Raw genomic sequence first — 25,646 nt, forward strand, 5'->3', positions numbered from 1 at the left:
ACCGTGCGTGTCCTGGCCTACGAGCTGCGCCGCCTGCGCGGCCTGCGTTCCACCTGGCTGCTGCTCGCCGCCGTCCTGCTCTGCGACGCGGTCGTGGCCGCCGTCCTGGCGAGCCAGGCCCCGCCCGGCCCGCTGGCCGGTCCGGCCGGGGTGCGGCTGCTGACCGCCGCCGTCCCGCTGATCCCGCTGCCCTTCGCGGCGCTCGGCGCCGGCGTGCTGGGCGCGCTCTCGTACGGCCACGAGGTGCGCCACCCGGGGCTGGCGGCCTCGCAGGTGGCGTACGGGCGCCGGGTGCGGCTGCTGCTGGCCAAGCTGCTGGTGGTCGGCCCGGTGGCGGCGCTGTTGGCGCTGGCCACCCTGCTGGTCGACCTGGTGGCCGTGCACCTCGCGCTGCCGGACGGCGTGACGGTGGCGGCCCGGACGGATCCGGGCGCGCTGTCCGGCGGGGCGTCCGCGGCGCTGGGCGCCGTCGGGCTGGGCGGGCCGGCCGACCTGCCGGGCCTGTTCGCCCCGCTGGCGCCGGCGACCGGGCACGGGGTGCCGGCCGCGCTGCTGGCCTTCGTCCTGCTGACCGTGGTGGCCGCCTGGACCGGTGTGCTGACGGCCTCGCTGACCCGTAGCGCCGCCGCCGGGGTGCTGCTGCTGTGCGCGCTGCCGCCGCTGCTGGAGTCCGGCGTCGCCCTGCTGCTGCGGCGCACCGGCCGTCCGTGGCCGACCCGGGCGGCGGAGCTGCTGCCCTTCCAGTCCGGCGTCGAGTGGGCCTACGGCTGGGTGTACGGCGGTACGCGCGGGGCGGCGGCCGGGGGCGCGGCGTTGACGGACCCGGCGCTGCTCGCGGCGGTCGCGGCCCCCGCGGGGGCCCTGCTACTGGCCGCCCTGCTCGTCCAGGCCCGCCGCCGCGCGCTGTGACCCACCCGGTGACCCGCCCCGCGGACCCACCCCGTGGCCCCGCCCCGCGGACCCATCCCCGTGCAGCCGGCCCGCGGACCCGCCGTCGCGGACCGGTAGCGCCCGCCCCGGGCCGGTGTGCCGTCCCGAACCACCAAGATCGACCAGCAGTGACCGCAATGCGCGGTTCTTCCTGATAAGAAGTCAATTATCCAGTCACGGTCGATCACCCTTTCGTGTGCTTTTCACGAGAATTCTCAAGCTGCGCCTGCCGATCGCCGACAAAGGAGGCGTGAGTACCCTTGCGCACCCCACCATGACCCCCGCCCGTTCCGCCGACGGGCCGATCCACGGCCCCGCCGGCGACCTGGACCGCTTCTCGTACGCCGACCGGCCGACGCCGCCGGCGCCCCGTTGGGAGGGCGCCGAGTCCGACATCGGCCGGGTCGGCCGCAAGACCACCAGCAGCCGCGGTCGCGGCCTGCACGGCCAGCTGGTCCAGCAGCTCGGCCAGATGATCGTCTCCGGCGACCTCGGTGCCGACCGTCCGCTCGTGCCCGAGGAGATCGGCCAGCGGTTCGAGGTGTCCCGGACCGTCGTCCGCGAGTCGCTGCGCGTGCTGGAGGCCAAGGGCCTGGTCAGCGCCCGCCCGAACGTCGGCACCCGGGTCCGCCCGGTCGGCGACTGGAACCTGCTGGACCCGGACATCATCGAGTGGCGGGCCTTCGGGCCGCAGCGGGACGAGCAGCGCCGGGAGCTGTTCGAGCTCCGCTGGGCGATCGAGCCGCTGGCCGCCCGGCTCGCGGCCGGCCACGGCCGGGAGGACGTCCAGCAGCGGCTGGTCGAGCTGGTCGAGATCATGGGCCACGCCACCGCCCAGGCCGACCTGTCCACCTACACCCGGGCCGACGCCGAGCTGCACGGGCTGGTCCTGCAGATGGCCGGCAACCGGATGCTGGAGCACCTGTCCGGGATCATCTCCTGCGCGCTGCAGGTCTCGGGCGGTCCGACCATCTCCTGCGAGCGGCCCTCCGAGTCCTCGGTCAACCTGCACGCCCGGCTGGTGGACGCGCTGGGCACCGGCGACGGCACCGCGGCCGAGGCCGCGATGCGCGCGCTGCTCACCGTCCACCCCGAGATGGAGCCCTCCGTCCCCGCCCCCCGGGAGCACTGAGCGGGCTGTTCCCCGCGAGCGGGCCCGCCGGGTGCGGGCCGCTCCGCCAGGGCCCTCCGGCCGCCGCACCGCGCGGCGTAGCCGGAGGGCCTTCGCATGGACGCCCGTGCCGCCCGTGCGCCGCCCGGGTTCTGCCCGCACCCCGCCAGTGCCCTGTGCATGCCAATCAACTCCGGCGCGAGTGCGCGATGATGGATGACCGGCCCGGGGTCGAGGCCACCGAACGGTGTGACCCGCGACACCAAGGCCATGCGTAACACTTGACGAGTAGCAGCGATGTGTCCTGAGCGGAAGCAGCTCCGGAATACTCCAACATGTCAGAATGCTGTGTTGGTCCGCGGCGCTGCTGCCGTCCTGCAAACCCAGTCCTCAAGCCCGAGTCGGTCGGAATCGACACCGCGCGTCCGACGCGCGATCTCCTTCCCCGCCCGCTCGGGCGGCCGGTACGGGTTCGAGTCCACTCATCGTCCGAGAGGTTGTTCGTGTCGGCCAGCACATCCCGTTCGCTTCCCCCCGAGATCGCCGAGTCCGCGGCTCTGCTGGCGCTCATCGAGCGGGGCAAGGCCCAGGGGCAGATCGCCGGTGACGACGTGCGCCAGGCGTTCGAGGCGGACCAGATCCCGGTCACCAAGTGGAAGAACGTCATGCGCAGCCTCAATCAGGTGCTGATTGAGGAGGGCGTGGACCTCATGGTCAGCGCGGCCGAGCCGGCCGGCGCCAAGCGCAAGAGCGTTGCCGCCAAGAGCCCCACCAAGCGCACCGCCACCAAGGCTGTCACCACCCGGACCCCGGCCGCTCCGTCGGCCCCGACCAAGCCGCCCGTGCGGATCGCCCCCGGCGCTCCCGTCGCGGCTCCGGCCGTCGCCGCCGCCGCGGCGCCCGCCCCCACCGTGTCCGCCGACATCACCGTCGTGGAGACGACCACGGTCGTCACCGAGGTGAAGGCCGTGGCGGCGAAGAAGGCCGCTCCGGCGAAGAAGGCCGCGGCCAAGAAGACCGCCGCACCCGCCAAGAAGACCGCCGCCAAGAAGACCACCAGCGCCAAGGCCGGCAAGGGTGACGAGGAGCTGGTCGGCGAGGACGAGCTGCTCGAGGACGTCGCGCTGCCCGGCGACAAGGCGGGCGAGGAGGCGGAGCCCGAGGAGGAGTCGCAGGGCTTCGTCCTCTCCGACGACGACGAGGACGACGCGCCGGCCCAGCAGGTCGCCGTCGCTGGTGCCACCGCCGACCCGGTCAAGGACTACCTCAAGCAGATCGGCAAGGTCCCGCTCCTCAACGCCGAGCAGGAGGTCGAGCTCGCCAAGCGCATCGAGGCCGGCCTGTTCGCCGAGGACAAGCTCTCGGCTGCCGACAAGCTCGCCCCCAAGCTCAAGCGCGAGCTGGAGATCATCGCCGAGGACGGCCGCCGGGCCAAGAACCACCTGCTGGAGGCCAACCTCCGCCTGGTGGTCTCGCTGGCCAAGCGCTACACCGGTCGCGGCATGCTGTTCCTGGACCTGATCCAGGAGGGCAACCTCGGTCTGATCCGTGCGGTCGAGAAGTTCGACTACACCAAGGGCTACAAGTTCTCGACCTACGCCACCTGGTGGATCCGCCAGGCGATCACCCGCGCCATGGCCGACCAGGCCCGTACCATCCGCATCCCGGTGCACATGGTCGAGGTCATCAACAAGCTGGCCCGCGTCCAGCGCCAGATGCTCCAGGACCTGGGCCGCGAGCCCACCCCGGAGGAGCTGGCCAAGGAACTCGACATGACCCCCGAGAAGGTCATCGAGGTCCAGAAGTACGGCCGTGAGCCGATCTCGCTGCACACCCCGCTCGGCGAGGACGGCGACAGCGAGTTCGGTGACCTGATCGAGGACTCCGAGGCGGTCGTCCCGGCCGACGCGGTCTCCTTCACCCTGCTCCAGGAGCAGCTGCACTCGGTGCTGGACACCCTGTCCGAGCGCGAGGCCGGCGTGGTCTCGATGCGCTTCGGTCTGACCGACGGCCAGCCGAAGACGCTCGACGAGATCGGCAAGGTGTACGGGGTCACCCGTGAGCGCATCCGCCAGATCGAGTCGAAGACCATGTCGAAGCTGCGCCACCCGTCCCGCTCCCAGGTGCTGCGCGACTACCTGGACTGATCGACGGATCTACCGGTCGGCCAGGCCCGGCCGGCGGCAGTGCGTACGAAGGCCCGGAACCCCACGGTTCCGGGCCTTCGGGCCGTTCGGGGGCGGTGCGTCAGCGTCCGGGTGGCGCTTGTCGCTCGTCCGGGTGGTGGGACGCCGGGAGGCGGTCGCCCAGCGTAGTCGATCACCTACGCTGTGCCGGTTGCCTGCTGCCGAGCCTTGTGGAGTCACGGTGCTGACCGTCCCGGACCGAGCCGACCTGCCGACCCCCGTCCCGCGCCGGAGCGACCGGGCCGTCGTCCCGGCCGTCGTCCCGGCCGCCGTTCCGGCCGTCGCCCGGACCGGCCGCCGTCTGCGGCGACGGGGTGCGCTGCTGGCGCTGCTCGCCGCCGTTCCGGTGCCGCTGGTGGCGCTCGGTGCGGCCGGCCCGGCGCAGGCGCAGCGCCGGGTCGTCGGGGGCGCCGCCGTGAGCACCGCCGACCACCCGTGGATCGTGGCGCTGGCCAGCCGCCAGCAGTTCGGCAGCGGGCGCTCCGGCCAGTTCTGCGGGGGCGCGCTGGTCACCCCGACCAAGGTGGTGACGGCCGCGCACTGCTTCTACGACGAGGCCAAGGGCCGGGTGGACCGCCCGGGGCTCAAGGTGATCGTCGGCCGGGACGACATGCGCGGCTCGGCCGGCCACGAGGTGGCCGTCCAGCGGATCTGGGTCCACCCCGACTACAGCTTCGCCGCGAACATGAACGACGTCGCGGTGCTCACCCTGGACGAGTCGCAGGGCTCCCGGCCGGTGGTCGAGCTGGTCGGCCAGGGCGAGAGCGGGCCGTACGCGGCCGGGACGGCGGCGCAGGTCTACGGCTGGGGCGACACCAGCGGGCGGGGCGACTACTCGCCGGTGCTGCGCCGGGTGGACGTGCCGATCGTCGCGGACCAGACCTGCGCCCACGCCTACCCGGGCGGGCCGGAGGGCAAGTTCGACGCCCGCGGCATGGTCTGCGCGGGCGAGCAGAAGGGCGGCAAGGACGCCTGCCAGGGCGACAGCGGAGGCCCGCTGATCGTGGCCGGCCGACTGGTCGGGCTGGTCTCCTGGGGGACGGGCTGCGCCGAGGCGGCCCACCCCGGGGTCTACACCAGGGTGTCCTCGGTCACGGACGCGGTGCGCTCCGCGCTCTGATCATCGCCGAGGGTGATGGGGCGATGACGTTCTGACGCCGTTTCGGCTCGGGCCCGGGCTTCGGTTCGGGCCCGAGCGCCCCGCGGTCCGGGCGGCGGCGAACGCGGGAGAACGGCCGGGAGAACAGCGAAGCCGGGTGGTCGGCCCCCGAAGGGGTCGACCACCCGGCTTCCCGGTCGCGCACCGTGCGCGGCCGGACACAGCTCGACGCTGGCTGCTGGTGGTGGCGCCTGGGATCAGCGCTCCTCGGTGGCGGCCGTCGCGGTGGTGCCGGTGCTGAGACGGCCGCTCTCGTCCTGTATCTCCACGGCGATCTTCTTGAGCTCGGGCTCGAACTTCCGGCCGTGGTGGGCGCAGAAGAGCAGCTCTCCGCCGCTGGCGAGTACGACGCGCAGGTATGCCTGGGCGCCGCAGCGGTCGCAGCGGTCAGCCGCGGTGAGCGGGCTCGCAGGTGTCAGAACAGTAGTCACGTCGCCTCTTCTCTAGCTCGACGAGCTGTCGTACCAGGGTCAACATCCAACCAGGCCGAAAACGTTCCCGCTCGTGGCTTTTCTTCTCTGAGGATTCTGCTGTGTTGATGAGGAGGTGCCCCGGGCGTCGGTGGTTCATGCGTACCGAATCCCGGGATCCGCCCGTCGCTCGAACGTCCGATCGGGACCGGGGTCGAGGTCCGCGTAGCATAATCCTCTGCCGGGTTGGAGCATAAGCCCCGTCCCGGGCCCCGGTAGCCTGCATAACGGCAGTTCCGGAGCCTGTGCCGGACCCCACGATCCGCCAGGACCGGTGGTACCGGGAGGAGATGGCGCCCCCGGGGCCCACACCCGGGCGCGGTCCTTGTTCGCGCAGCGCGTACAAGCTGCGCGGGGCCGGCCCGCCGTGCTGTGCACCCGTCGCAGGGGTGCGAGCACACAGAGCGACGACTGTCGGTGCGGCGTGCTGCACTGGCGGTTGGTCCGGATGCGTCCGGATGTGACCGATGAGACAGAACTTCACCGAGGAGAGTGCCGCGTGAGTGCCGAAACGACCGTGCCGTCCGCGCTGCTGGCCGGCGACGACGGTTCCAACTACACCGCGCGGCACCTGCTCGTCCTGGAGGGCCTGGAGGCCGTCCGCAAGCGACCCGGCATGTACATCGGCTCCACCGACAGCCGCGGCCTGATGCACTGCCTCTGGGAGATCATCGACAACTCGGTGGACGAGGCGCTGGGCGGCTACTGCGACCGGATCGAGGTGCTGCTGCACCCGGACTCCTCGGTGGAGGTCCGCGACAACGGCCGCGGCATCCCGGTGGACGTCGAGCCCAAGACCGGGCTGTCCGGCGTCGAGGTCGTGATGACCAAGCTGCACGCGGGCGGCAAGTTCGGCGGTGGCTCGTACGCGGCCTCCGGCGGTCTGCACGGCGTCGGCGCCTCGGTCGTCAACGCGCTCTCCGCGCGGCTGGACGTCGAGGTCGACCGCAGCGGCCACACCCACGCGATCAGCTTCCGCCGCGGCACCCCCGGCATCTTCACCGAGGCCAGCCCGGACGCGCCCTTCGAGCCCGCCAACGGCACCACCAGGACCCGCAAGGTGCCCAAGACCCGCACCGGCACCCGGATCCGCTACTGGGCCGACCGGCAGATCTTCCTCAAGGACGCCAAGCTCTCCCTGGAGAACCTGCACAACCGCGCCCGGCAGACGGCCTTCCTCGTCCCCGGCCTGACCATCGTCGTGCGTGACGAGCGGCTCACCGAGAGCGAGCAGGTCGAGGAGTCGGTCTTCCACTACGACGGCGGCATCGCCGAGTTCTGCGAGTTCCTGGCCCCCGACAAGCCGGTCAGCGACGTGGTGCGGCTGCAGGGCGAGGGCACCTTCAAGGAGACCGTGCCGGTCCTGGACGACCTCGGCCACATGACCCCCACCGAGGTGACCCGCCACCTCGGCGTGGACATCGCGCTGCGCTGGGGCACCGGCTACGACACCACCCTGCGCTCCTTCGTCAACATCATCGCCACCCCCAAGGGCGGCACCCACGTCACCGGCTTCGAGCGCTCGCTGGCCAAGACCGTCAACGAGGCGCTGCGCGGCGCCAAGCTGCTGCGCGTCGCCGAGGACGACATCACCAAGGACGACGCCACCGAGGGCCTCACCGCCGTGGTCACCGTCCGGCTGGCCGAGCCGCAGTTCGAGGGCCAGACCAAGGAGGTGCTCGGCACCTCGGCGGCCAACCGGATCGTGGCGGCCGTCGTCGCCAAGGAGCTCAAGGCCTTCCTCACCTCGGCCAAGAAGGACCAGAAGCAGCAGGCCCGGGCCGTGCTGGAGAAGGTCGTCGCCGCTGCCCGCACCCGGGTCGCCGCCCGGCAGCACAAGGAGGCCCAGCGCCGCAAGACCGCGCTGGAGACCAGCTCGCTGCCCGCCAAGCTGGCCGACTGCCGCAGCGACGACGTCGACCGCAGCGAACTGTTCATCGTCGAGGGCGACTCCGCGCTCGGCACCGCCAAGCTCGCCCGCAACTCCGAGTTCCAGGCGCTGCTGCCGATCCGCGGCAAGATCCTCAACGTGCAGAAGGCCTCGGTGAGCGACATGCTCAAGAACGCCGAGTGCGCCGCGATCATCCAGGTGATAGGGGCCGGCTCGGGCCGGACCTTCGACATCGACCAGGCCCGCTACGGCCGCGTGATCTTCATGGCCGACGCCGACGTCGACGGCTCGCACATCCGCACCCTGCTGCTGACCCTCTTCCACCGCTACATGCGGCCGATGGTCGAGCAGGGCCGGGTCTTCGCCGCCGTCCCGCCGCTGCACCGGATCGAGCTCACCAGCCCCAAGCGCGGCCAGGAGAAGTACCACTACACCTACTCCGACGCCGAGCTGCGCTCCACCCTGCTGGAGTTCCAGCGCAAGGGGCAGCGCTGGAAGGAGCCGGTGCAGCGGTACAAGGGCCTGGGCGAGATGGACGCCGACCAGCTGGCCGAGACCACCATGGACCCGCGCCACCGCACCCTGCGCCGGATCAACCTGGGCGACCTGGAGCAGGCCGAGAAGATCTTCGACCTGCTGATGGGCAACGACGTCGCCCCGCGCAAGGAGTTCATCGTGGACTCGGCGGCCACCCTGGACCGCTCGCGCATCGACGCCTGAGGCGGCCGGACGACGGGGGCCCTCCACCCACGGGTGGAGGGCCCCCGTGCCACCGGTTCCACCCGGGGTCCACCCCGGCTCCGATCAGCGGGGAGCGCCGGATCCGTAGCGTCGGAGAGGTCAGCAACACGCCTCTCCCGGGACGGAGAATCCGATGGGATCCCTCGCCAACCTCCTCGTGATCGCCGCGGTGGTGGTTCTGGTCGTCGGACGCCAGACGCGCGTCCAGCGGCTGGACACCGAACGCCGCTTCTGGCTGCTCCCGCTGATCCTGGGCGTGCTCGCGCTGCGCGACCCGCAGGTCATCGACCACCAGCACACCGTGCTGTCGGGCGTCCTGCTCGCCGCCGGACTGGTCACCACCCTCGCGATGGGGACGGTCTGGGGCTGGACCGTCCGGATCTGGCGGGCCGCCGACGGCAACGTCATGGTCAAGGGCACCAAGGCCACCCTGGCTGCCTGGGGCGGCATGGTCGTCGTCCGGATCGGCCTGTACGCGGCCGGCTCGGCCCTGGGCGTCCACCAGGCGGGCAGCTCGCTGATGCTCGGCATGGCGGTCCTGCTGCTGGTCCGCTCGCTCGTGGTCAACTGGAGGGCCCGGACGCTGGAGCCCGCGCGGGCGACCGCCTTTCTCCACTGAACCGTCGCCGTGAGCACCGAGGAGGTCCCCTTGCCCGGGTGGTACTGGACCCGCTGGCAGTCCCGGGAGGGGCTGGAGCGCGAGGCCGAGAGCCGACCGCGGCGGGTCCTCACCGTGTTCGGCCGGACCGTCCTGCTGGTCGTCATCGGCTGGGCGACCTTCTCCGGCGGCGCGTACGCCGGCTGGACGGCGGCGGTCGCGGCGGCCGGGCTGGTCGCGGCCGTCGCCCTCTGCGCGCTGTACCTGAGGGTCACCCGGGAACAGCACCCGGCGGCCTCGTACCTGCTGGCCGCGACGCTGGTCGGCGCCGGCTGGCTCGCCAACGGGGGGCAGGCCTCCACACTGGCCGACTTCCTCTGGATCGGGCTGGCCGTGACGGCCCTGATCCGGCTGCCGCCCGCGCCCGCACTGCTCACCGCGGTTGCCGCGCTGGCCTCGTACACGGCGGCCTCGCCCGCGAGTTGGCTCAGTGTGGCCGCCACCGTCGGCGGTTCGCTGCTGGTCGGCTTCCTGCTGCGGCTGGACATCGAGGCCCGTGGCACCGCCCGTCGGCTGCTGGTCCAGGAGCGCGCCGTGCGGGCCGCCGAGGCGGAGAGCGCGGCGCTCGCCGAACGGGCCCGGATCGCCCGGGAGATCCACGACGTGCTGGCCCACAGCCTCTCCGCGCAGCTGGTCCACCTGGAGGCGGCCCGGCTGATGCTGGACGCCGGGACGGACCGCGCGCAGGTCCGCGAACGGGTCGTGGCCGCACGGCGGATGGCCCAGGACGGGCTGGTCGAGACCCGGCAGGCGCTGTCCGCGCTGCGCGGGGAGTTCACTCCGGTCGGGGAGTTCCTGGTGGAGCTGGCCGAGCGCGAGCGGGCTCCGCTCACCGTGACCGGTACGCCCCGGCCGCTGGCCGCCGAGGCCGGGCTGGCGGTGCGGCGCACGGCGCAGGAGGCGGTGACCAACGTCCGCAAGCACGCGCCGGGCGCCCGCTGCTCGCTCGAACTGCGCTACCTGGACGGCCTGGTGGAGCTGGAGGTGCGCAACACCCGGGCGCCGCGCGGCCAGTCGACGGGTGAGCCGTCCTCGGGTGACCTGGCCGAGAGCGGCAGCGGGTACGGTCTGCTGGGGATGCGCGAACGCGCGGAACTGCTCGGCGGCGTCCTGCTGGCGGGCCCGGAGGACGGAGGGTGGCGGGTGTTGCTGCGGTTGCCGGCATGAACGGCGGGGCCATCAGGGTGCTGGTGGCGGACGACCAGACGGTGGTGCGCGAGGGCATCGTGATGCTGCTGGGCCTGCTGCCCGGCATCGAGGTGGTCGGTGCGGCGGCGGACGGGGAGGAGGCCGTCACCCTGGTGGAGCGGCACCACCCGGACGTGGTGCTGATGGACCTGCGGATGCCGCGGATGGACGGCGTCGAGGCGACCCGGCGGATCCGGGCCGCCCACCCGGGGACCGAGGTCGTGGTGCTGACCACCTACGCCGACGACGAGTCGCTGTTCCCGGCGCTGCAGGCCGGGGCGCGCGGTTACCTCACCAAGGACGCCGGGGGCGAGCAGATCGCCAAGGCCATCGCGGACGTCCGCGCGGGTGCGGCCGGGCTCTCCCCGGAGGTCCAACTCCGTTTGCTGGAAAGGCTTTCGGAGGGGTCCGCGAAGGCCGCGCCGACCGCTCCCGGAGTACCTGCGGCGTCCGCCGCACCGGGCGTGCCGCCGGTCGGGCGGGGTGGCGAGCTGCCGGACGGGTTGACGGTGCGGGAGGCCGAGGTGCTCGCGCTGATCGCCGAGGGGCTCTCCAACGCGGAGATCGCCCAGCGGCTGTTCGTCAGCCAGGCGACGGTGAAGACGCACATCAACAACCTGTTCGCCAAGACCGCGGTGCGGGACCGGGCGCAGGCGGTCAGGTACGCCTTCCGGCACGGAATCACCGGTACGCAGCAGTAGTCGGATGAGCGTCCGTCAGATGATCGATCACCTCATTGAGTGAACGTATCTGCGATGGTCAGGGACGGTGTCCGGGGGCCTCCATGATGGTTCGGGTCAGAACGCCCGGCCCGCGCCCAGGAGCAGCAGTGCCACAGCAGCAGACCAGCAGTCCCGGACAGGGGCAGCGATTCGACTGGTGGGCCGCTCCGGCGACCGCCGCCACTGCGTCCGAGCCGACTGCCGCCCCCCGCCGAACGGCCGTACCGGGCCAGCCGGTTCCCACCCGGTCGGCCGCCGCTGCCGAGCCGGTGGCCGCGCCGACCGCCCCGCCCGTCGCCGCCCGGCCGGTCGCGCCGCCCGCCGTACCGCCGCTGGTACCGGCCACCGCCCCGCCGCTCGCCCCGCCCGCCGTACCGCCCGTGGTGCCGCAGGCGGCGGTGAGCACCACCGACAGCACCGAGGTCTACCGGAGCGTCCAGGCCAGCGCGGCCTTCCAGGACATCCGCCGCAGCTACCGCTCGTTCGTCTTCCCGACCAGCGGCGCCTTCCTCGGCTGGTACCTGATGTACGTCGCCGCCGAGGCCGCCGCGCCCGGCGTGATGCGCAGCCCGGTGGCCGGCCCGCTCAACGTGGCCTGGGTACTGGGCCTGCTCCAGTTCGCCTCCACCTTCCTGCTCACCTGGCTCTACGCCCGCAACGCCCGGACCAAGCGCGACCGCGCCGCCCTGGGCCTGCGCTGGGACACCCAGGACCAGCTGCGGTGACCGCCACCACCGGCGTGCTGACCACCGCCACCCCGCCCCCCGTCGCCCCGGCCGGCCAGCACCACGGCCTGGCGATCGTGCTGTTCGCCGTGATCGTCCTGGTCACCCTGGGGATCACCCTCTGGGTCGGCCGCCAGGGCAGCGCCGCCGAGGACTTCTACGCGGGCGGACGCGACTTCACCCCGCTGCAGAACGGCTTCGCGCTCTCCGGCGACTACCTGTCCGCCGCCTCCTTCCTCGGCGTCGCCGGGCTGATCGCCCTGTACGGCTACGACGGCGTGCTCTACAGCATCGGCTTCCTGGTCGCCTGGCTGGTCGTGCTGATGCTGGTCGCCGAACTCGTCCGCAACGCGGGCCGGTACACCCTCGCCGACGTGCTCGCGCTGCGGCTGCGCCGCCGCAAGGTGCGGGCGGCCGCCGGCGGCGCCAGCGTTGTGGTCACCCTGCTCTACCTGGTCGCCCAGATGGTCGGCGCGGGCTCGCTGGTCGCCCTGCTGCTCGGCACCAACAGCGCCCAGGCCCGGACCTGGACGATCATCGCGGTCGGCGCGCTGATGATCGTCTACGTCACCATCGGCGGGATGCGGGCCACCACCTGGATCCAGATCGTCAAGGCCTTCCTGCTGATCGCCGGTTCGGTGCTGCTCACCGTGCTGCTGGTGGCCCGCTTCCACGGCGACCTGTTCGAGCTGATGCGCCAGGCCGCCCGGCACAGCGGCGCCGGTCAGCGCTACCTCGAACCCGGGCTCAAGTACGGGGCCACCTTCACCAGCCGGCTGGACTTTTTCAGCCTCGGCCTGGCCCTGGTGCTCGGCACCGCCGGCCTGCCGCACATCCTGTCCCGCTTCTACACGGTGCCCACCGCGCGGGCCGCCCGCCGCTCCACGATGTGGGCGATCGGCCTGGTCGGCGGCTTCTACCTGATGGCCATCGCGCTCGGCCTGGGCGCCACCGCGCTGGTCGGCTCCGCCGAGGTGCGGCACGCCAACGCGGCCGGGAACACCGCCGTCCCGCTGCTCGCCCTGGTGCTCGGCGGCGGCAACGGCAGCACCGGCGGGGTGGTGCTGTTCGCGCTGATCTCGGCGATCGCCTTCGCCACCATCCTCGCCGTGGTCGCCGGGCTGACCCTGGCCTCCTCCGCCGCCTTCGCCCACGACATCTGGGCCGGCGCCTGGCGGAGCAGGCCCGGCCGGCGCGGGGCGGAGCGCGCCGAGGAGAAGCCGAGCGAGCAGCAGGAGGTGGTGGTGGCCCGGTTCGCGGCCGGCGGGATCGGCGCGGCGGCGATCGTGATCAGCCTCTACGCCCAGCAGCTGAACGTCGCCTTCCTGGTCGGCCTGGCCTTCGCGGTGGCCGCCTCCTCGAACCTGCCGGTGCTGCTGTACAGCCTGTTCTGGTCGCGGTTCACCGCCCGGGGCGCGGTCTGGTCGGTGTACGGCGGGCTCGTCCCGGCGATCGTGCTGGTGTTCTTCTCGCCGGTGGTCTCCGGATCGAAGGTGGCGCTGTTCCCCGGCGTCGACTTCCACTGGTTCCCGCTGGAGAACCCCGGGATCGTCTCCATCCCACTCGGCTTCCTGGCGGGCTGGATCGGGACGCTCACCTCTCCCGAGCCGGCCGACGCGGACCGCTTCGCCGAGCTGGAGGTGCGGGCCCTCACCGGTGCGGGCGCGGCGTAACCGCCGTGACCAAGGGAACCTCGGCGGGCCTGGGGCCGCCGGGGTTCCGCCGTTCCCGGGCCGGTCGGGTTCCGTCGTTCGCCGGGGTGCCGGGGTGCCGGGGTGCCGGGGTGCCGGGGTGCCGGGGTGCCGGGGAGTCCGGGATGTCGGGGCGTCCGGGCGCGGTCACGCCCGGGCGGCCAGCCCGTAGCGGTGCTCGGGGCGGCCGGTGTCGCCGTAGCGCAGGGTCAGCCGCAGCCGGCTGTCCCGTTCCAGCTGCTTGAGGTAGCGCTGCGCGGTCGAGCGGCTCAGCCCGGTGGCGTCGGCGACCTCCTGGGCGGACAGCGGTCGGCCCGCCCGGCGCAGTACGCCCAGCACCAGGTCGGTGGTGGGTGCCGAGTGGCCCTTCGGCAGCGTCCCGGCGGGCGCGGCGGCGCTGCGCAGGGTGGCGAACAGCCGGTCCACCTCGTCCTGGCCGGCCTCCCGGGCCGGGGCGGCCAGCGCGTGCCGCAGCTGGGCGTAGGAGACCAGCTTGTCGCGCAGCCCGGCGAAGGTGAACGGCTTGACCAGGTACTGCAGGGCGCCGTGCTGCATCGCGGCGTGCACGGTGGAGACGTCCCGGGCGGCGGTCACCATCATCACGTCGCAGGTCACCTGGCGTTCCCGCAGCCGCCGGACCAGCGCCAGGCCGGTCTCGTCCGGCAGGTGGTGGTCGAGCAGCAGGAGGTCCACCGGGCGGCGCTCCAGCGCGGCCAGGGCCTCCCCGGCCGAGTGGGCGGTACCGGTGACCCGGAAGCCCGGCACCTTGGCCACGTAGGCGGCGTGCACGTCCGCGACCCGGAAGTCGTCGTCCACCACGAGTACGTCGATCATCAGGCCTCCACGAGCTGAGTGGTGAGCAGGGCCTCGGGCAGCTCGACGGTGAACCGGGCGCCGCCGAGCGGGCCGGTGTCGAGCACGATCCGGCCGCCGGTCCGTTCGACCAGCCGCCGCACCATCGCCAGGCCCAGCCCGCGCGGACGGTGCGCGGGCGCGTCCTTGCTGGTCCACCCCTCCTCGAAGACCTGCTCGCGCAGCTCCTCCGGCACGCCCGGGCCGCTGTCCGCGACCTGCAGCAGCAGGGTGGAGCCGGCCGCCGCCAGCGTCACCTCCAGCCGCCCGCCCCCGCCCGGCACCAGGGCGTCCACCGCGTTGTCGATCAGGTTGCCGAGCACCGTCACCAGCGCCCGGGCGTCCACCACCGCGTCCGGCAGGTGCGCCGCCGGGGCGAGCACCAGCCGCACCCCGCGTTCGCCGGCCACCGCCGTCTTGCCCGCCAGCAGCGCCGCCACGTGCGGGTCCTGCACCTGTTCGGCGATCCGGGCGGCGACCACGGCGTGCGAGCCGGACTGCTCCGAGATGAAGGCCACCGCCTGCTCGTGGCGGCCGAGTTCGAGCAGGCCGAGCAGGGTGTGCATCCGGTTGGCGTGCTCGTGGTCCTGGGCGCGCAGCGCCTCGGTGAGGCTGCGGGTGGTGTCCAGCTCGCGGACCAGCGACTCCAGCTCGGTGCGGTCGCGCAGCGTCACCACGGCGCCCTCGGCGGTGGTCGTCCGGTTCACCACCAGCACCCGGTCGTCCCGGACGGCCGGCAGGTCGGTGCCGGTGATCCGCCCGGTCAGCACGTCGGCCAGCCGGCCCGGCGGAAGTACGGCGGCGATCGGGCGGCCGGTGCACTCCCCGGGCAGGTCGAGCAGCCGCAGGGCCTCGTCGTTGGCCAGCCGGATCCTGCCCCGCTCGTCCAGCGCCACCAGGCCCTCGCGGATGCCGTGCAGCATCGCCTCGCGCTCGACCAGCAGGGCGGAGATGTCGGCCAGCGCGATGTTGTGGGTGCGGCGCTTGAGCCGGCGGGCCAGCACCAGGGTGGCGACGGTGCCGGCGGCCAGGCCGGCGGCGGCGCACAGCAGGATGCCGGTGAGCATCTTCAACAGCCGGCGGCGGATCGAGTCGTCGCTGATGCCGACCGACACCTCGCCGACGATCCGGCCGTCCGCCGTCCGCAGCGGCACCTTGCCGCGGGCGGTGCGGCCCAGGGTGCCCTGCTGGATCGCGGTGACGCTGCGGCCGGCCAGCGCCGGCTCGGGGTCGGTGCTGACCCGCTGGCCGATCCGGCCCGGGTCGGTGTGCGAGAGGCGGATGCCGTCCAGGTCGGTGACCACGACGAAGCTGGCGCCGGTGGCGAGCCGGATCTGCTCGGCGTTGCGCTGCGCGGTGACGACGTCGCGGGCGTCGGCGGCCCGGGCGATGGTCTCGTCGGTGGCGGTGGCCTGGGCGATGGACAGCGCCCGCTGCATGGCGTCGTGGTCCAGTTCGCTGCTGACCGGGGCCAGGAACAGCCCGGCGGTCAGGGCGGTGACGCCGACGGTGACGACGGTCTGGCTCAGCAGGAGCTGGGCGAAGACCCGGCGGGGCCAGTGGGGGAGCTTCATCCGGGCCTCCTCTCGGCGGCTGGGTGTGACGGGGACCCACCAGGTGGGGGCCTGCGGCGGGGGTCCGGCAGGGGTGGGGTCGGGACACCCTATGTTTCCGACGTGTTTCTGTCAGCCCGCGTCCCCGCAGTTGTAGCGGAAGCAAAAGGAGCAGAACACCCCTCAATGCGGAGAAGTCGCACTACGCGGAGAAGGCTCCCGCCGGGGCCGGGCCCGCTCCTACCTTTCCGGGGCAAGCACTGACCCGGGAGGAATGAATGACCGATACCCCGGCGATCGAGCTGACCGGCGCGACGAAACGCTTCCGCACCCCCTCCGGTGCGCTGCACACCGCCGTCCGCGATCTCGATCTGACCGTCGCCCAGGGCGAGTTCGTCGCCGTCGTCGGCCCCACCGGCTGCGGCAAGTCCACCACGCTGACCCTGGTCAGCGGCCTGGAGGAGCCCACCGAGGGCGAGGTCCGGGTGTACGGCGAGCCCGTGCGCGGGATCGACCCCAAGGTCGGGTTCGTCTTCCAGCAGGACGCCGTCTTCCCCTGGCGCACCGTGCTGTCCAACGTGATGGCCGGGCCGCGCTTCCGCGGCGTGCCCGCCGCCGAGGCGAAGGAGCGGGCCCGGGACTGGCTGGGCCGGGTGGGCCTGGCCGCCTTCGAGGACCGCTACCCGCACCAGCTGTCCGGCGGCATGCGCAAGCGCGTCGCGCTCGCCCAGACCTTCGTCAACGACCCGGCCATCCTGCTGATGGACGAGCCGTTCTCGGCGCTGGACGTGCAGACCCGCGCCCTGATGTCCGACCAGCTGCTGGAGCTGTGGGCCGGCACCGGCTCCTCGGTCGTCTTCGTCACCCACGACCTGGACGAGGCCATCGCGCTCGCCGACCGGGTCGTCGTGATGACGGCCGGCCCGGCCACCGTCAAGGAGGTCTTCACCGTCGACCTGCCACGACCGCGCACCGTGGAGGCCGTCCGGCTGGAACCGAGGTTCGTCGAGCTGTACCGCGAGATCTGGGCCTCGCTCGGCGAAGAGGTGCGCATCACCCGGGAGAGAGGAGCGGGTCGTGCCGCTTGAGACCGCGTCCGAGACCGCTTCGACCGCCGCCGGGAAGCCCCCGGCCGCCACGACCAGGACCGCGGCCCGCGAACGGGCCGCCCGCAACCGGAAGTTGACCGTCTACGCGGCCCGGATCGGGGTGCTGGTCGCCTTCCTCGGCCTGTGGGAGGTGTGCGCCCGCACCGAGGTCATCGACCCGTTCAACTTCTCGCAGCCGTCCAGGATCTGGGACCAGATCTGGCAGTGGACCACCCACGGCACCGCCCAGGGCTCGCTCGGCGAGCAGATCGGCTACACCCTGTACGAGGCCCTCACCGGCTGGGTGATCGGCGTGGTCGGCGGTGTGCTGCTGGGCATCGCGCTCGGCCGGATCCGCTTCCTGGCCGACGTGTTCGGGCCGTACATCAAGGTTCTCAACGCCATCCCGCGGATCGTGCTCGCCCCGATCTTCCTGATCTGGTTCGGCCTCGGCCCGGCCTCCAAGGTCGCCTCCGCGGTGGTCCTGGTGTTCTTCCCGGTGTTCTTCAACGCCTTCCAGGGCGCCCGCGAGGTCGACCGCAACCTGGTCGCCAACGCCCGCATCCTGGGCGCCGACAACCGCAAGGTCACCCTCCAGGTGGTCATCCCCGCCGCCACCACCTGGATCTTCACCAGCCTCCACGTCAGCTTCGGCTTCGCGCTGATCGGCGCGATCGTCGGCGAGTACATCGGCGCCACCAAGGGCCTCGGCCTGCTGGTCGCCGCCGCCCAGGGCACCTTCAACGCGGCCGGGGTGTACGCCGCCATGACCATCCTCGCCGTCGTCGCGCTGCTCACCGAGGGGCTGCTGACCTTCGCCGAGAAACGGCTCTTCCGCTGGAAGCCCGCCGACGCGGGCGACGGCCGCTGAACTCCCCCCACCCGCACGTACCGAGAGGTTCCCCCACGATGCGCCCGAACCCGACGAGCAGAGCCGTCACTGCCGTCCTTGCCGCCGCCCTGCTCCTCCCGCTCACCGCCTGCGCCAACGACGCCGCGAGCTCCGCCCACGGCGCGGCCCCGGCCGGGCAGCAGGTCGACGGCCCCAAGGTCAAGATCATGGTCGGCGGCCTGGACAAGGTCATCTACCTGCCCGCGATGCTCACCCAGCGGCTCGGCTACTTCGCCGAGGCCGGTGTCAACGTCGAACTGCTCACCGAACCGGCCGGCGTCAACGCCACCACCGCGCTGCTGGCCGGCGACGTCCAGGGTGCCGTCGGCTTCTACGACCACACCATCGACCTCCAGGCCAAGGGCAAGCACGTCGAGTCCGTGGTCCAGTTCGCCCAGGCCCCCGGCGAGGTCGAACTGGTATCCACCAAGCAGGCCGACGCCATCAGGTCCGGCGCCGACTTCAAGGGCAAGAAGCTCGGCGTCACCAGCATCGGCTCCTCCACCGACTTCCTCACCAAGTACCTCGCGGTCAAGAACGGCGCCTCCGTCAGCGATTTCAGCCCGATCGCGGTCGGCGCCGGCCAGACCTTCATCGCCGCCCTCCAGCAGGGCAGCATCGACGCGGGAATGACCACCGACCCGACCGTCGCCACCGTCCTCGACAAGGGCCTCGGCAAGATCCTCTACGACATGCGCACCCCCGAGGGCTCGCGGCAGGCACTCGGCGGGCTCTACCCGTCGTCCTCGCTCTACATGAGCACCGAGTGGGTCGAGAAGAACAAGGACACCACCCAGAAGCTCACCAACGCCTTCGTCAAGACCCTCAAGTGGATGTCCACCCACAGCCCCGAGGAGATCGCCGCGAAGATGCCCGCCGACTACGCGCAGGGCGGCGCCGAGCAGTACGCGGCGGCCATCAAGTCCACCCTGCCGATGTTCACCACCGACGGGGTGATGCCCGCCGACGGGCCCAGGACCGTGCTCGCGGTGCTCGCCGCCTTCCACCCGGACGTCAAGGGCAAGGAAGGGACGATCGACCTGTCCAGGACGTACACCACGGAGTTCGTCGGCAAGGCGGCCGGCTGACCCCACCGCCCGCCGCGGTCCCGCGCCCACCCCCACGGGCGCGGGGCCGCCGGGCCGCTCAGATCCCCCGTACGGAGAGCACGTCCATCCGCGACGGCGTCCCCGCCGCCTTGCCGCAGCTCTCCGGACGCGCCGGCTCGCTCACCGACTCGATCACGTCCACCTCCCAGGCCCGCCCGTCCCGGTGGATCACCCCCACCAGCCAGCGGCCCGCACCGTCCGGCCGCTGCGCCACGGTCAGCGCGTCCACCCCGGTCTCGCCGATCGCCAGCCGCACCGCGTGCTCGGCCGCCTGGCCCGGCCGCTCCCAGCCCGAGCAGCCCCGCGACCACTCCGGCACCATGTGCCCGGCCGCCGTCGCCGCCAGCACCTCCTTGGCGCTCTCCGGCGTCAGCCGCCCGTACGCGTAGCCGTACGGCAGCACCAGCATCGTGGGGGAGAAGCGGTGCCCGCCCAGGTGGGTGACCTCCCACACCTCGCTGTGCCCGGCCGCCGCCAGCTCCGCGGCCAGCGGACGGCCCAGCAGCGCGCAGCAGCGGTCCCGGCGGCCGTTGGTGCACACCAGGGCCAGCGGGCCGCCGACGTGCTCCACCCCGAAACCCGTGTGGTCACCGACGCCCAGCGCGGCGAAGTCCAGTTCCAGCAGCTCCGCCGGATCCGCCACCTGCGCCCGGCGCACCCAGCTCCGGCCCGGCACCGCGTGCGCCACGACCACCTCGTGCCGCGCCGTCGGCAGGCAGTCCGCGTGCCGGCCGGGCCGCCGGATCAGGGCGATCCGTACGCCGGTACCCGCCGCGGCGGCCTCCAGCGCGCGGCCGACCGCCGCGTCCACGTGGCTCTCGCCCAGGGCCTTCGCGCCCCAGGGGCCGTTCTGCTCCAGCAGCAGCCAGGTGGTCGCCACCGCCGCCGTCGCGGTCAACGGCTCCGAAAGTTCACGCGAGAGGGACGCACAGGTGCTCACCCGGGCAAGGCTACCCCCGGCGGTCCGGCTGGGCCCGGGGGCCGCGGGGCGCCCGCGACCAGGCCCGGAACCCTCCCGCACGAGGGCGGGACGGCCCCGGACGAAGCCGGGACGGCCCCGGACACGCCGGAGGGCGGGGCGCCCGCAGGCACCCCGCCCTCCGGCCCCGTCGGCACGGGGCCGACCGTCACGCCGGGCCGGCCACCACCGCGATCGGCGCCGTCACCGGGGTGCCCGAACCGTCCCGGCGCGGGTCGCGCTCCGGCAGGTCGACCGGCACGCCCTTGGCACCGGCGGCCCGGGCCGGGGCGGCACCCGCCCAGGCGAACGCCAGACCGTCCTCGCCGCGCAGGAAACGCTGGCAGCGCACACCGCCGGTCGCCCGGCCCTTGCGCGGGTACTGCTCGAACGGGGTGACCTTCCAGGACGTCTGCTCGTCACCCGACAGCGTGCCCGAGGCACCCGCCACCGAGACCACCACCGCGTCCGCACCCGGGTCCACCGCCGTGAACGACAGCACCCGCGCGCCGTCCGACAGCTTGATGCCCGCCATGCCGCCCGCCGGACGGCCCTGCGGACGGACCTGCCCCGCCGGGTAGCGCAGCAACTGGGCGTCCGAGGCGATGAAGACCAAGTCCTCCTCGCCGGTGCGCAGTTCGACCGCACCCACCAGCTCGTCGCCGTCCTTGAGGGCGATCACCTCGAACTCGTCCTTGTTCGCCGGCCACTCCGGCACCACCCGCTTCACCACACCCTGCGCCGTGCCCAGCGCCAGCCCCGGCGAGGACTCGTCCAGCGTGGTCAGCGCAAGCACCCGCTCCCCGGCCTCCAGCCGCAGGAACTCCTCCACCGCGGCCCCGCCCGCCAGCGTCGGCGAGGGCATCGGCGGCAGCGCCGGCAGGTCGATCACCGGCAGCCGCAGCACCCGGCCCGCGGACGTCACCACACCCACGTCCGCCCGCGCCGTGGCCGGCACCGCCGACACGATCACGTCGTGCTTCGCCCGCTTCTCCGACAGCTCGAACGGCTCGCCGTCCGCCGTCCGCGCCAGCAGCCCCGTCGAGGACAGCAGCACCCGGCACGGGTCGTCCGCCACCTCCAGCGGCACCGTCAGCGCCGCCGACGGAGCCGCCCCCGCCTCCAGCAGCACCGTGCGCCGCTCCGTCCCGAACTGCTTCGACACCGCGCCCAGTTCGGACGACACCACGCTGCGCAGCCTGGTGTCCGACTCCAGGATCTCGGTCAGCTCCGCGATCTCCGCGTTCAGCTTCGCCTTCTCCTGCTCCAGCTCCACCCGGTCGAACCGGGTCAGCCGGCGCAGCGGGGTGTCCAGGATGTAGCCGGTCTGCGTCTCCGACAGCGAGAAGCGCTCCATCAGGCGCTCCTTCGCCTGCTGGGCGTTGTCACTCGACCGGATGATCGAGATGACCTCGTCGATGTCCACCAGGGCCACCAGCAGGCCCTCGACCAGGTGCAGCCGCTCCTCCCGCTTGCGGCGGCGGAAGTCGCTGCGCCGGCGCACCACCGTGAAGCGGTGGTCGACGTAGACCTCCAGCAGCTCCTTGAGGCCCAGCGTCAGCGGCTGCCCGTCCACCAGCGCCACGTTGTTGATGCCGAAGGTCTCCTCCAACGGCGTCAGCTTGTAGAGCTGCTCCAGCAGCGCCTCCGGCACGAAGCCGTTCTTCACCTCGATCACCAGCCGCAGCCCGTGCTCGCGGTCGGTCAGGTCCTTGACGTCCGCGATGCCCTGCAGCTTCTTCGCGTTGACCAGGTCCTTGATCTTCGAGATGACCTTCTCCGGGCCGACGTTGTACGGCAGCTCGGTCACCACGATGCCCTTGCGGCGCGCCGTGACGTTCTCGATCGTCGTGGTGGCCCGGATCTTGAACGTGCCGCGGCCCGACTCGTACGCGTCCCGGATGCCCGACAGGCCCACGATCCGCCCGCCCGTCGGCAGGTCCGGACCGGGCACGAACCGCATCAGCGTGTCGAGGTCCGCGCTCGGGTGCTTGATCAGGTGCCGGGCCGCCGCCACCACCTCGGACAGGTTGTGCGGCGGCATGTTCGTCGCCATGCCCACCGCGATGCCCGTCGCGCCGTTCACCAGCAGGTTCGGGAACGCGGCCGGCAGCGCCAGCGGCTCCTGCTCGCTGCCGTCGTAGTTCGGCCCGAAGTCGACGGTGTCCTCGTGGATCGACTCCACCATCGCCATCGAGGCCGCCGTCAGCCGCGACTCGGTGTACCGCATCGCCGCCGGCGGGTCGTCGTTGCCCAGCGAACCGAAGTTGCCGTGCCCGTCGATCAGCGGCAGCCGCATCGAGAACGGCTGCGCCATGCGCACGACCGAGTCGTAGATCGACTGGTCGCCGTGCGGGTGCAGCCGGCCCATCACCTCGCCCACCACGCGCGCGCACTTGACGTGCGCCCGGTCCGGACGCAGGCCCATCTCGTTGGCCTGGTACAGGATCCGGCGGTGCACCGGCTTGAGACCGTCCCGCGCGTCGGGCAGCGCACGCGAGTAGATCACCGAGTAGGCGTACTCCAGGAAGGAGCCCTGCATCTCGTCCACGACGTCGACGTCGAGGATCCGCTCCTCGAAGTCTCCGGGCGGCGGGGTCTGCGAACTGCGGCGGGCCATCGCGGCGGGGCTCCCTTACGTGTCGCTGGCTGTGTCGTCGGCCGGACGTCGGCCGTCCGGTCCGGTCACCGGACGGGCTCCACCGCCCCGGCTCCCTGATTCACCGTCCTACCGCCGCGACCCGTCAACCGGGCGCGACCGACAGGGCACGGCGCCCCCATTGTGGACCCTCGCGCCGACACTCCCGGTCAGCGGCCCTCTTCCGCCCCTGGCGAACGCCGCTTCCGCGCGGACACAAACACGCCCCCCACGCGTTGCACCACAATGGGGGACGCCACACGAACCCCGACATCGACGACGGGAAGGACCCGAGCGCATGGCCAACCCGGCCCCCGCCTCCAGCCGAGGCATCGCCATCACCGAGCACCGCCTGACCAACGGCCTGCGCGTCGTCCTCTCCGAGGACCGCCTCACCCCGGTCGCCGCGGTCTGCCTCTGGTACGACGTCGGCTCCCGCCACGAGGTCAAGGGCCGCACCGGCCTCGCCCACCTCTTCGAGCACCTGATGTTCCAGGGCTCCGCCAACGTCTCCAACAACGGGCACTTCGAGCTCGTCCAGGGCGCCGGCGGCTCGCTCAACGGCACCACCAGCTTCGAACGCACCAACTACTACGAGACCATGCCCGCCCACCAGCTGGAGCTCGCCCTCTGGCTGGAGGCCGACCGCATGGGCTCGCTGCTCGCCGCGCTCGACGAGACGTCCATGGAGAACCAGCGCGCCGTCGTCAAGAACGAACGCCGCCAGCGCTACGACAACGTCCCGTACGGCACCGCCTTCGAGAAGCTCACCGCGCTCTCGTACCCCGACGGCCACCCGTACCACCACACCCCGATCGGCTCCATGGCCGACCTCGACGCCGCCACCCTCGAAGACGCCCGCGCGTTCTTCCGCACCTACTACGCGCCCAACAACGCGGTGCTCTCCGTGGTCGGCGACATCGACCCCGAACAGACCATCGCCTGGGTCGAGAAGTACTTCGGCTCCATCCCCGCGCACGACGGCAAGCAGCCCCCGCGCTCCGGCGAACTCCCCGACACCATCGGCCGCGAACTGCGCCAGGAACTCGCCGAGGACGTCCCCTCCCGCGCCCTGATGGCCGCCTACCGCCTGCCGCACGACGGCACCCGCGAGGCCGACGCCGCCGACCTCGCGCTCACCATCCTCGGCAGCGGCGAGTCCAGCCGCCTCTACAACCGGCTCGTCCGCCGCGACCGCACCGCCGTCGCCGCCGGCTTCGGCCTGCTGCGCCTCGCCGGCGCCCCCAGCCTCGGCTGGCTCGACGTCAAGACCTCCGGCGACGCCACCATCGCCCAGATCGACACCGCCGTCGACGAGGAACTCGCCCGCTTCGCCGCCGAGGGCCCCACCGCCGAGGAACTCGAGCGCGCCCAGGCCCAGATCGAGCGCGAGTGGCTCGACCGGCTCACCACCGTCGCCGGCCGCGCCGACGAACTCTGCCGCTACGCCGTCCTGTTCGGCGACCCCAAGCTGCTGAACGACGCCCTCCCCAAGGTCCTCGACGTCACCGCCGAAGAGGTCCAGGCCGTCGCCAAGGCCCGGCTCCACCCCGACAACCGGGCCGTCCTCGTCTACGAGCCGACCGCGACCGCCGCCGACGACGCTTCCGACGCCGCTTCCGAAGAGGAGGGTGCCGCCGTATGAGCACCGACTACGTCCCCGCGATGACCTTCCACCCCCAGCCCCAGCCCGGCACCCCCGGCCCCTGGGCCTTCCCCGCCCCCGAGCGGGCCGCCCTCGGCAACGGCATCACCGTGCTGCACTGCCACCGGCCCGGCCAGCAGCTGGTCGCCGTCGAGGTCCTCCTCGACGCCCCGCTCGCCGCCGAGCCCGAGGGCCTCGACGGCGTCGCCGCCATCCTCGCCCGCGCCCTCAACGAGGGCACCGACACCCTCACCGCCGAGGAGTTCGCCGGCGAGCTGGAGCGCGCCGGGGCCACCCTCGACGCCCACGCCGACCACCCCTGCATCCGGGTCGCCCTCGAAGTCCCCGCCTCCCGGCTCCAGCGCGGCCTCACCCTGCTCGCCGACGCCCTGCGCGCCCCCGCCCTCCCGGCCGAGGAGATCGAGCGCCTCGTCGCCAACCGCCTCGACGAGATCGTCCACGAGCAGGCCAACCCCGCCCGGCGCGCCGCCAAGGCCCTCTACGCCGAGCTCTTCGAGGCCGCGGACCGCCTCTCCCGGCCCCGCAGCGGCACCGCCGACACCGTCAAGTCGATCGACCGCGCCGCCGTCAAGGCCTTCTACGACGCCCACGTGCGCCCCGCCACCACCACCGTCGTGGTGGTCGGCGACCTCACCGGCGTCGACCTCCCCGCCCTGCTGGAGAGCACCCTCGGCACCTGGACCGGCACCGCGGCGCAACCCTCCGCCCACGCCCCGGTCACCGGCGACGACCGCGGCCGCGTCCTCATCGTCGACCGCCCCGGCTCCGTCCAGACCCAGCTGCTGATCGGCCGGATCGGCCCCGACCGCCACGACCCGGTCTGGGCCGCCCAGATCCTCGGCACCTACTGCCTCGGCGGCACCCTCACCTCCCGCCTCGACCGCGTCCTGCGCGAGGAGAAGGGCTACACCTACGGCGTCCGGGCCTTCGCCCAGCCGCTGCGCTCCGCCGCCGACGGCAGCGGGCGCTCGCTGCTCGCCATCAGCGGCTCGGTGGACACCGCCTCCACCGCCCCCGCGCTCGCCGACACCTGGACCATCCTGCGCACCCTCGCCGCCGAGGGCCTCACCGACGCCGAGCGCGACGAGGCCGTGCAGTTCCTGGTCGGCGTCGCGCCGCTCAAGTACGAGACCGCGGGCTCGGTCGCCGGCACCCTGGCCGACCAGGTCGAGCAGTACCTCCCCGACGACTACCAGGCCGAGGTCTACCGGCAGCTGGCCGAACTGCCCACCGCGGCGGCCACCGAGGCCGTGGTCGCGGCGTTCCCGCCGGACCGCCTGGTCACCGTCCTGGTCGGCGACGCCGCCGCGATCGAGGCGGACGTGCGGGCGCTCGGGATCGGCGAGGTCACCGTCGTCGGCTGACGGCTCCCGACATCCCCTCCGGCCCGGTGGAGCGCCTTCGCTCCGCCGGGCCGG

General features: G+C 73.1%; 20 protein-coding genes. 15 read left to right on the forward strand and 5 right to left on the reverse strand.

Annotated elements, in window-relative coordinates:
- Positions 1-3 precede the first annotated feature (3 nt).
- The 4 genes from ACZ58X_RS30195 to ACZ58X_RS30210 all read left to right on the forward strand — a co-directional run bounded on the left by ACZ58X_RS30195 (position 4) and on the right by ACZ58X_RS30210 (position 5,347).
- On the forward strand, positions 4-909 hold the full coding sequence (locus ACZ58X_RS30195) for a hypothetical protein (RefSeq protein WP_470336751.1): 906 nt from the start codon (positions 4-6) through the stop codon (positions 907-909).
- A 217-nt stretch (positions 910-1,126) separates the two neighbouring features.
- Entirely contained in the window at positions 1,127-2,062 is a 936-nt protein-coding gene (locus ACZ58X_RS30200; protein WP_470336752.1) for a FadR/GntR family transcriptional regulator, read from the forward strand.
- Positions 2,063-2,538: 476 nt separating this feature from the next.
- Positions 2,539-4,188 carry an RNA polymerase sigma factor gene (locus ACZ58X_RS30205; protein ID WP_470336753.1) on the forward strand — a complete coding sequence of 550 codons (1,650 nt, stop codon included), beginning with the start codon at positions 2,539-2,541 and terminating at the stop codon, positions 4,186-4,188.
- Between the two features lie 220 nt (positions 4,189-4,408).
- Complete coding sequence (locus ACZ58X_RS30210; RefSeq protein WP_470336754.1) at positions 4,409-5,347, forward strand: S1 family peptidase; 939 nt, start codon at positions 4,409-4,411, stop codon at positions 5,345-5,347.
- Between the two features lie 236 nt (positions 5,348-5,583).
- Here the strand turns inward: ACZ58X_RS30210 and ACZ58X_RS30215 are convergent, their stop codons facing one another.
- A complete protein-coding gene (locus tag ACZ58X_RS30215) occupies positions 5,584-5,817 on the reverse strand; it encodes a DUF7455 domain-containing protein (protein ID WP_470336755.1) in 234 nt (77 codons plus the stop codon).
- A 538-nt stretch (positions 5,818-6,355) separates the two neighbouring features.
- On the opposite strand from ACZ58X_RS30215, the gene ACZ58X_RS30220 reads away from it, so the two are divergent.
- From ACZ58X_RS30220 to ACZ58X_RS30245, 6 genes are all read left to right on the forward strand, one after another.
- Positions 6,356-8,467 carry a DNA gyrase/topoisomerase IV subunit B gene (locus ACZ58X_RS30220; RefSeq protein ID WP_470336756.1) on the forward strand — a complete coding sequence of 704 codons (2,112 nt, stop codon included), beginning with the start codon at positions 6,356-6,358 and terminating at the stop codon, positions 8,465-8,467.
- Between the two features lie 154 nt (positions 8,468-8,621).
- Positions 8,622-9,107 carry a DUF1453 domain-containing protein gene (locus tag ACZ58X_RS30225; protein ID WP_470336757.1) on the forward strand — a complete coding sequence of 162 codons (486 nt, stop codon included), beginning with the start codon at positions 8,622-8,624 and terminating at the stop codon, positions 9,105-9,107.
- A gap of 30 nt (positions 9,108-9,137) precedes the next feature.
- Complete coding sequence (locus ACZ58X_RS30230; protein ID WP_470336758.1) at positions 9,138-10,313, forward strand: sensor histidine kinase; 1,176 nt, start codon at positions 9,138-9,140, stop codon at positions 10,311-10,313.
- A complete protein-coding gene (locus ACZ58X_RS30235; protein ID WP_470336759.1) occupies positions 10,310-11,035 on the forward strand; it encodes a response regulator in 726 nt (241 codons plus the stop codon). The genes ACZ58X_RS30230 and ACZ58X_RS30235 overlap by 4 nt, the downstream gene beginning before the upstream one ends.
- A gap of 128 nt (positions 11,036-11,163) precedes the next feature.
- A complete protein-coding gene (locus ACZ58X_RS30240) occupies positions 11,164-11,781 on the forward strand; it encodes a DUF485 domain-containing protein (protein WP_470336760.1) in 618 nt (205 codons plus the stop codon).
- Positions 11,778-13,454: a solute symporter family protein gene (locus ACZ58X_RS30245; protein ID WP_470336761.1), complete on the forward strand. Its 1,677-nt coding sequence runs from the start codon at positions 11,778-11,780 to the stop codon at positions 13,452-13,454. Before ACZ58X_RS30240 ends, ACZ58X_RS30245 begins: the two co-directional genes overlap by 4 nt.
- A 165-nt stretch (positions 13,455-13,619) precedes the next feature.
- Here ACZ58X_RS30245 and ACZ58X_RS30250 read toward each other — a convergent pair whose 3' ends face one another.
- On the reverse strand, positions 13,620-14,306 hold the full coding sequence (locus ACZ58X_RS30250; protein ID WP_380404239.1) for a response regulator: 687 nt from the start codon (positions 14,304-14,306) through the stop codon (positions 13,620-13,622).
- Positions 14,306-15,898, reverse strand: a complete 1,593-nt coding sequence (locus tag ACZ58X_RS30255) for a sensor histidine kinase (protein WP_470336762.1) — start codon at positions 15,896-15,898, stop codon at positions 14,306-14,308. The genes ACZ58X_RS30250 and ACZ58X_RS30255 overlap by 1 nt, the downstream gene beginning before the upstream one ends.
- A gap of 257 nt (positions 15,899-16,155) precedes the next feature.
- Between ACZ58X_RS30255 and ACZ58X_RS30260 the strand changes: the two genes are divergently transcribed.
- From ACZ58X_RS30260 to ACZ58X_RS30270, 3 genes are read left to right on the forward strand one after another with little or no spacing between them, the layout of a single operon-like run.
- A complete protein-coding gene (locus ACZ58X_RS30260; protein WP_470336763.1) occupies positions 16,156-16,965 on the forward strand; it encodes an ABC transporter ATP-binding protein in 810 nt (269 codons plus the stop codon).
- A complete protein-coding gene (locus tag ACZ58X_RS30265) occupies positions 16,955-17,836 on the forward strand; it encodes an ABC transporter permease (RefSeq protein WP_470336764.1) in 882 nt (293 codons plus the stop codon). Before ACZ58X_RS30260 ends, ACZ58X_RS30265 begins: the two co-directional genes overlap by 11 nt.
- 38 nt (positions 17,837-17,874) lie before the next feature.
- Entirely contained in the window at positions 17,875-18,945 is a 1,071-nt protein-coding gene (locus tag ACZ58X_RS30270; RefSeq protein WP_470336765.1) for an ABC transporter substrate-binding protein, read from the forward strand.
- 58 nt (positions 18,946-19,003) lie between these two features.
- Here ACZ58X_RS30270 and ACZ58X_RS30275 read toward each other — a convergent pair whose 3' ends face one another.
- Positions 19,004-19,906: a sucrase ferredoxin gene (locus ACZ58X_RS30275; RefSeq protein ID WP_470336766.1), complete on the reverse strand. Its 903-nt coding sequence runs from the start codon at positions 19,904-19,906 to the stop codon at positions 19,004-19,006.
- Positions 19,907-20,093: 187 nt separating this feature from the next.
- The gene (locus ACZ58X_RS30280; protein ID WP_470336767.1) at positions 20,094-22,544 is read right to left on the reverse strand and encodes a DNA gyrase/topoisomerase IV subunit A; all 2,451 of its coding nucleotides are present in this window, start codon (positions 22,542-22,544) and stop codon (positions 20,094-20,096) included.
- Between the two features lie 316 nt (positions 22,545-22,860).
- Here ACZ58X_RS30280 and ACZ58X_RS30285 point away from each other — a divergent pair, with 316 nt between their 5' ends.
- Together ACZ58X_RS30285 and ACZ58X_RS30290 are read left to right on the forward strand one after the other, a co-directional pair.
- Positions 22,861-24,207 (forward strand): M16 family metallopeptidase, encoded by a 1,347-nt coding sequence (locus ACZ58X_RS30285; protein ID WP_470336768.1) that lies wholly within the window; start codon positions 22,861-22,863, stop codon positions 24,205-24,207.
- A gap of 20 nt (positions 24,208-24,227) precedes the next feature.
- On the forward strand, positions 24,228-25,592 hold the full coding sequence (locus ACZ58X_RS30290; RefSeq protein WP_470336788.1) for a M16 family metallopeptidase: 1,365 nt from the start codon (positions 24,228-24,230) through the stop codon (positions 25,590-25,592).
- Positions 25,593-25,646 lie beyond the last annotated feature (54 nt).

The organism is Kitasatospora sp. NPDC040550 (assembly GCF_055594965.1).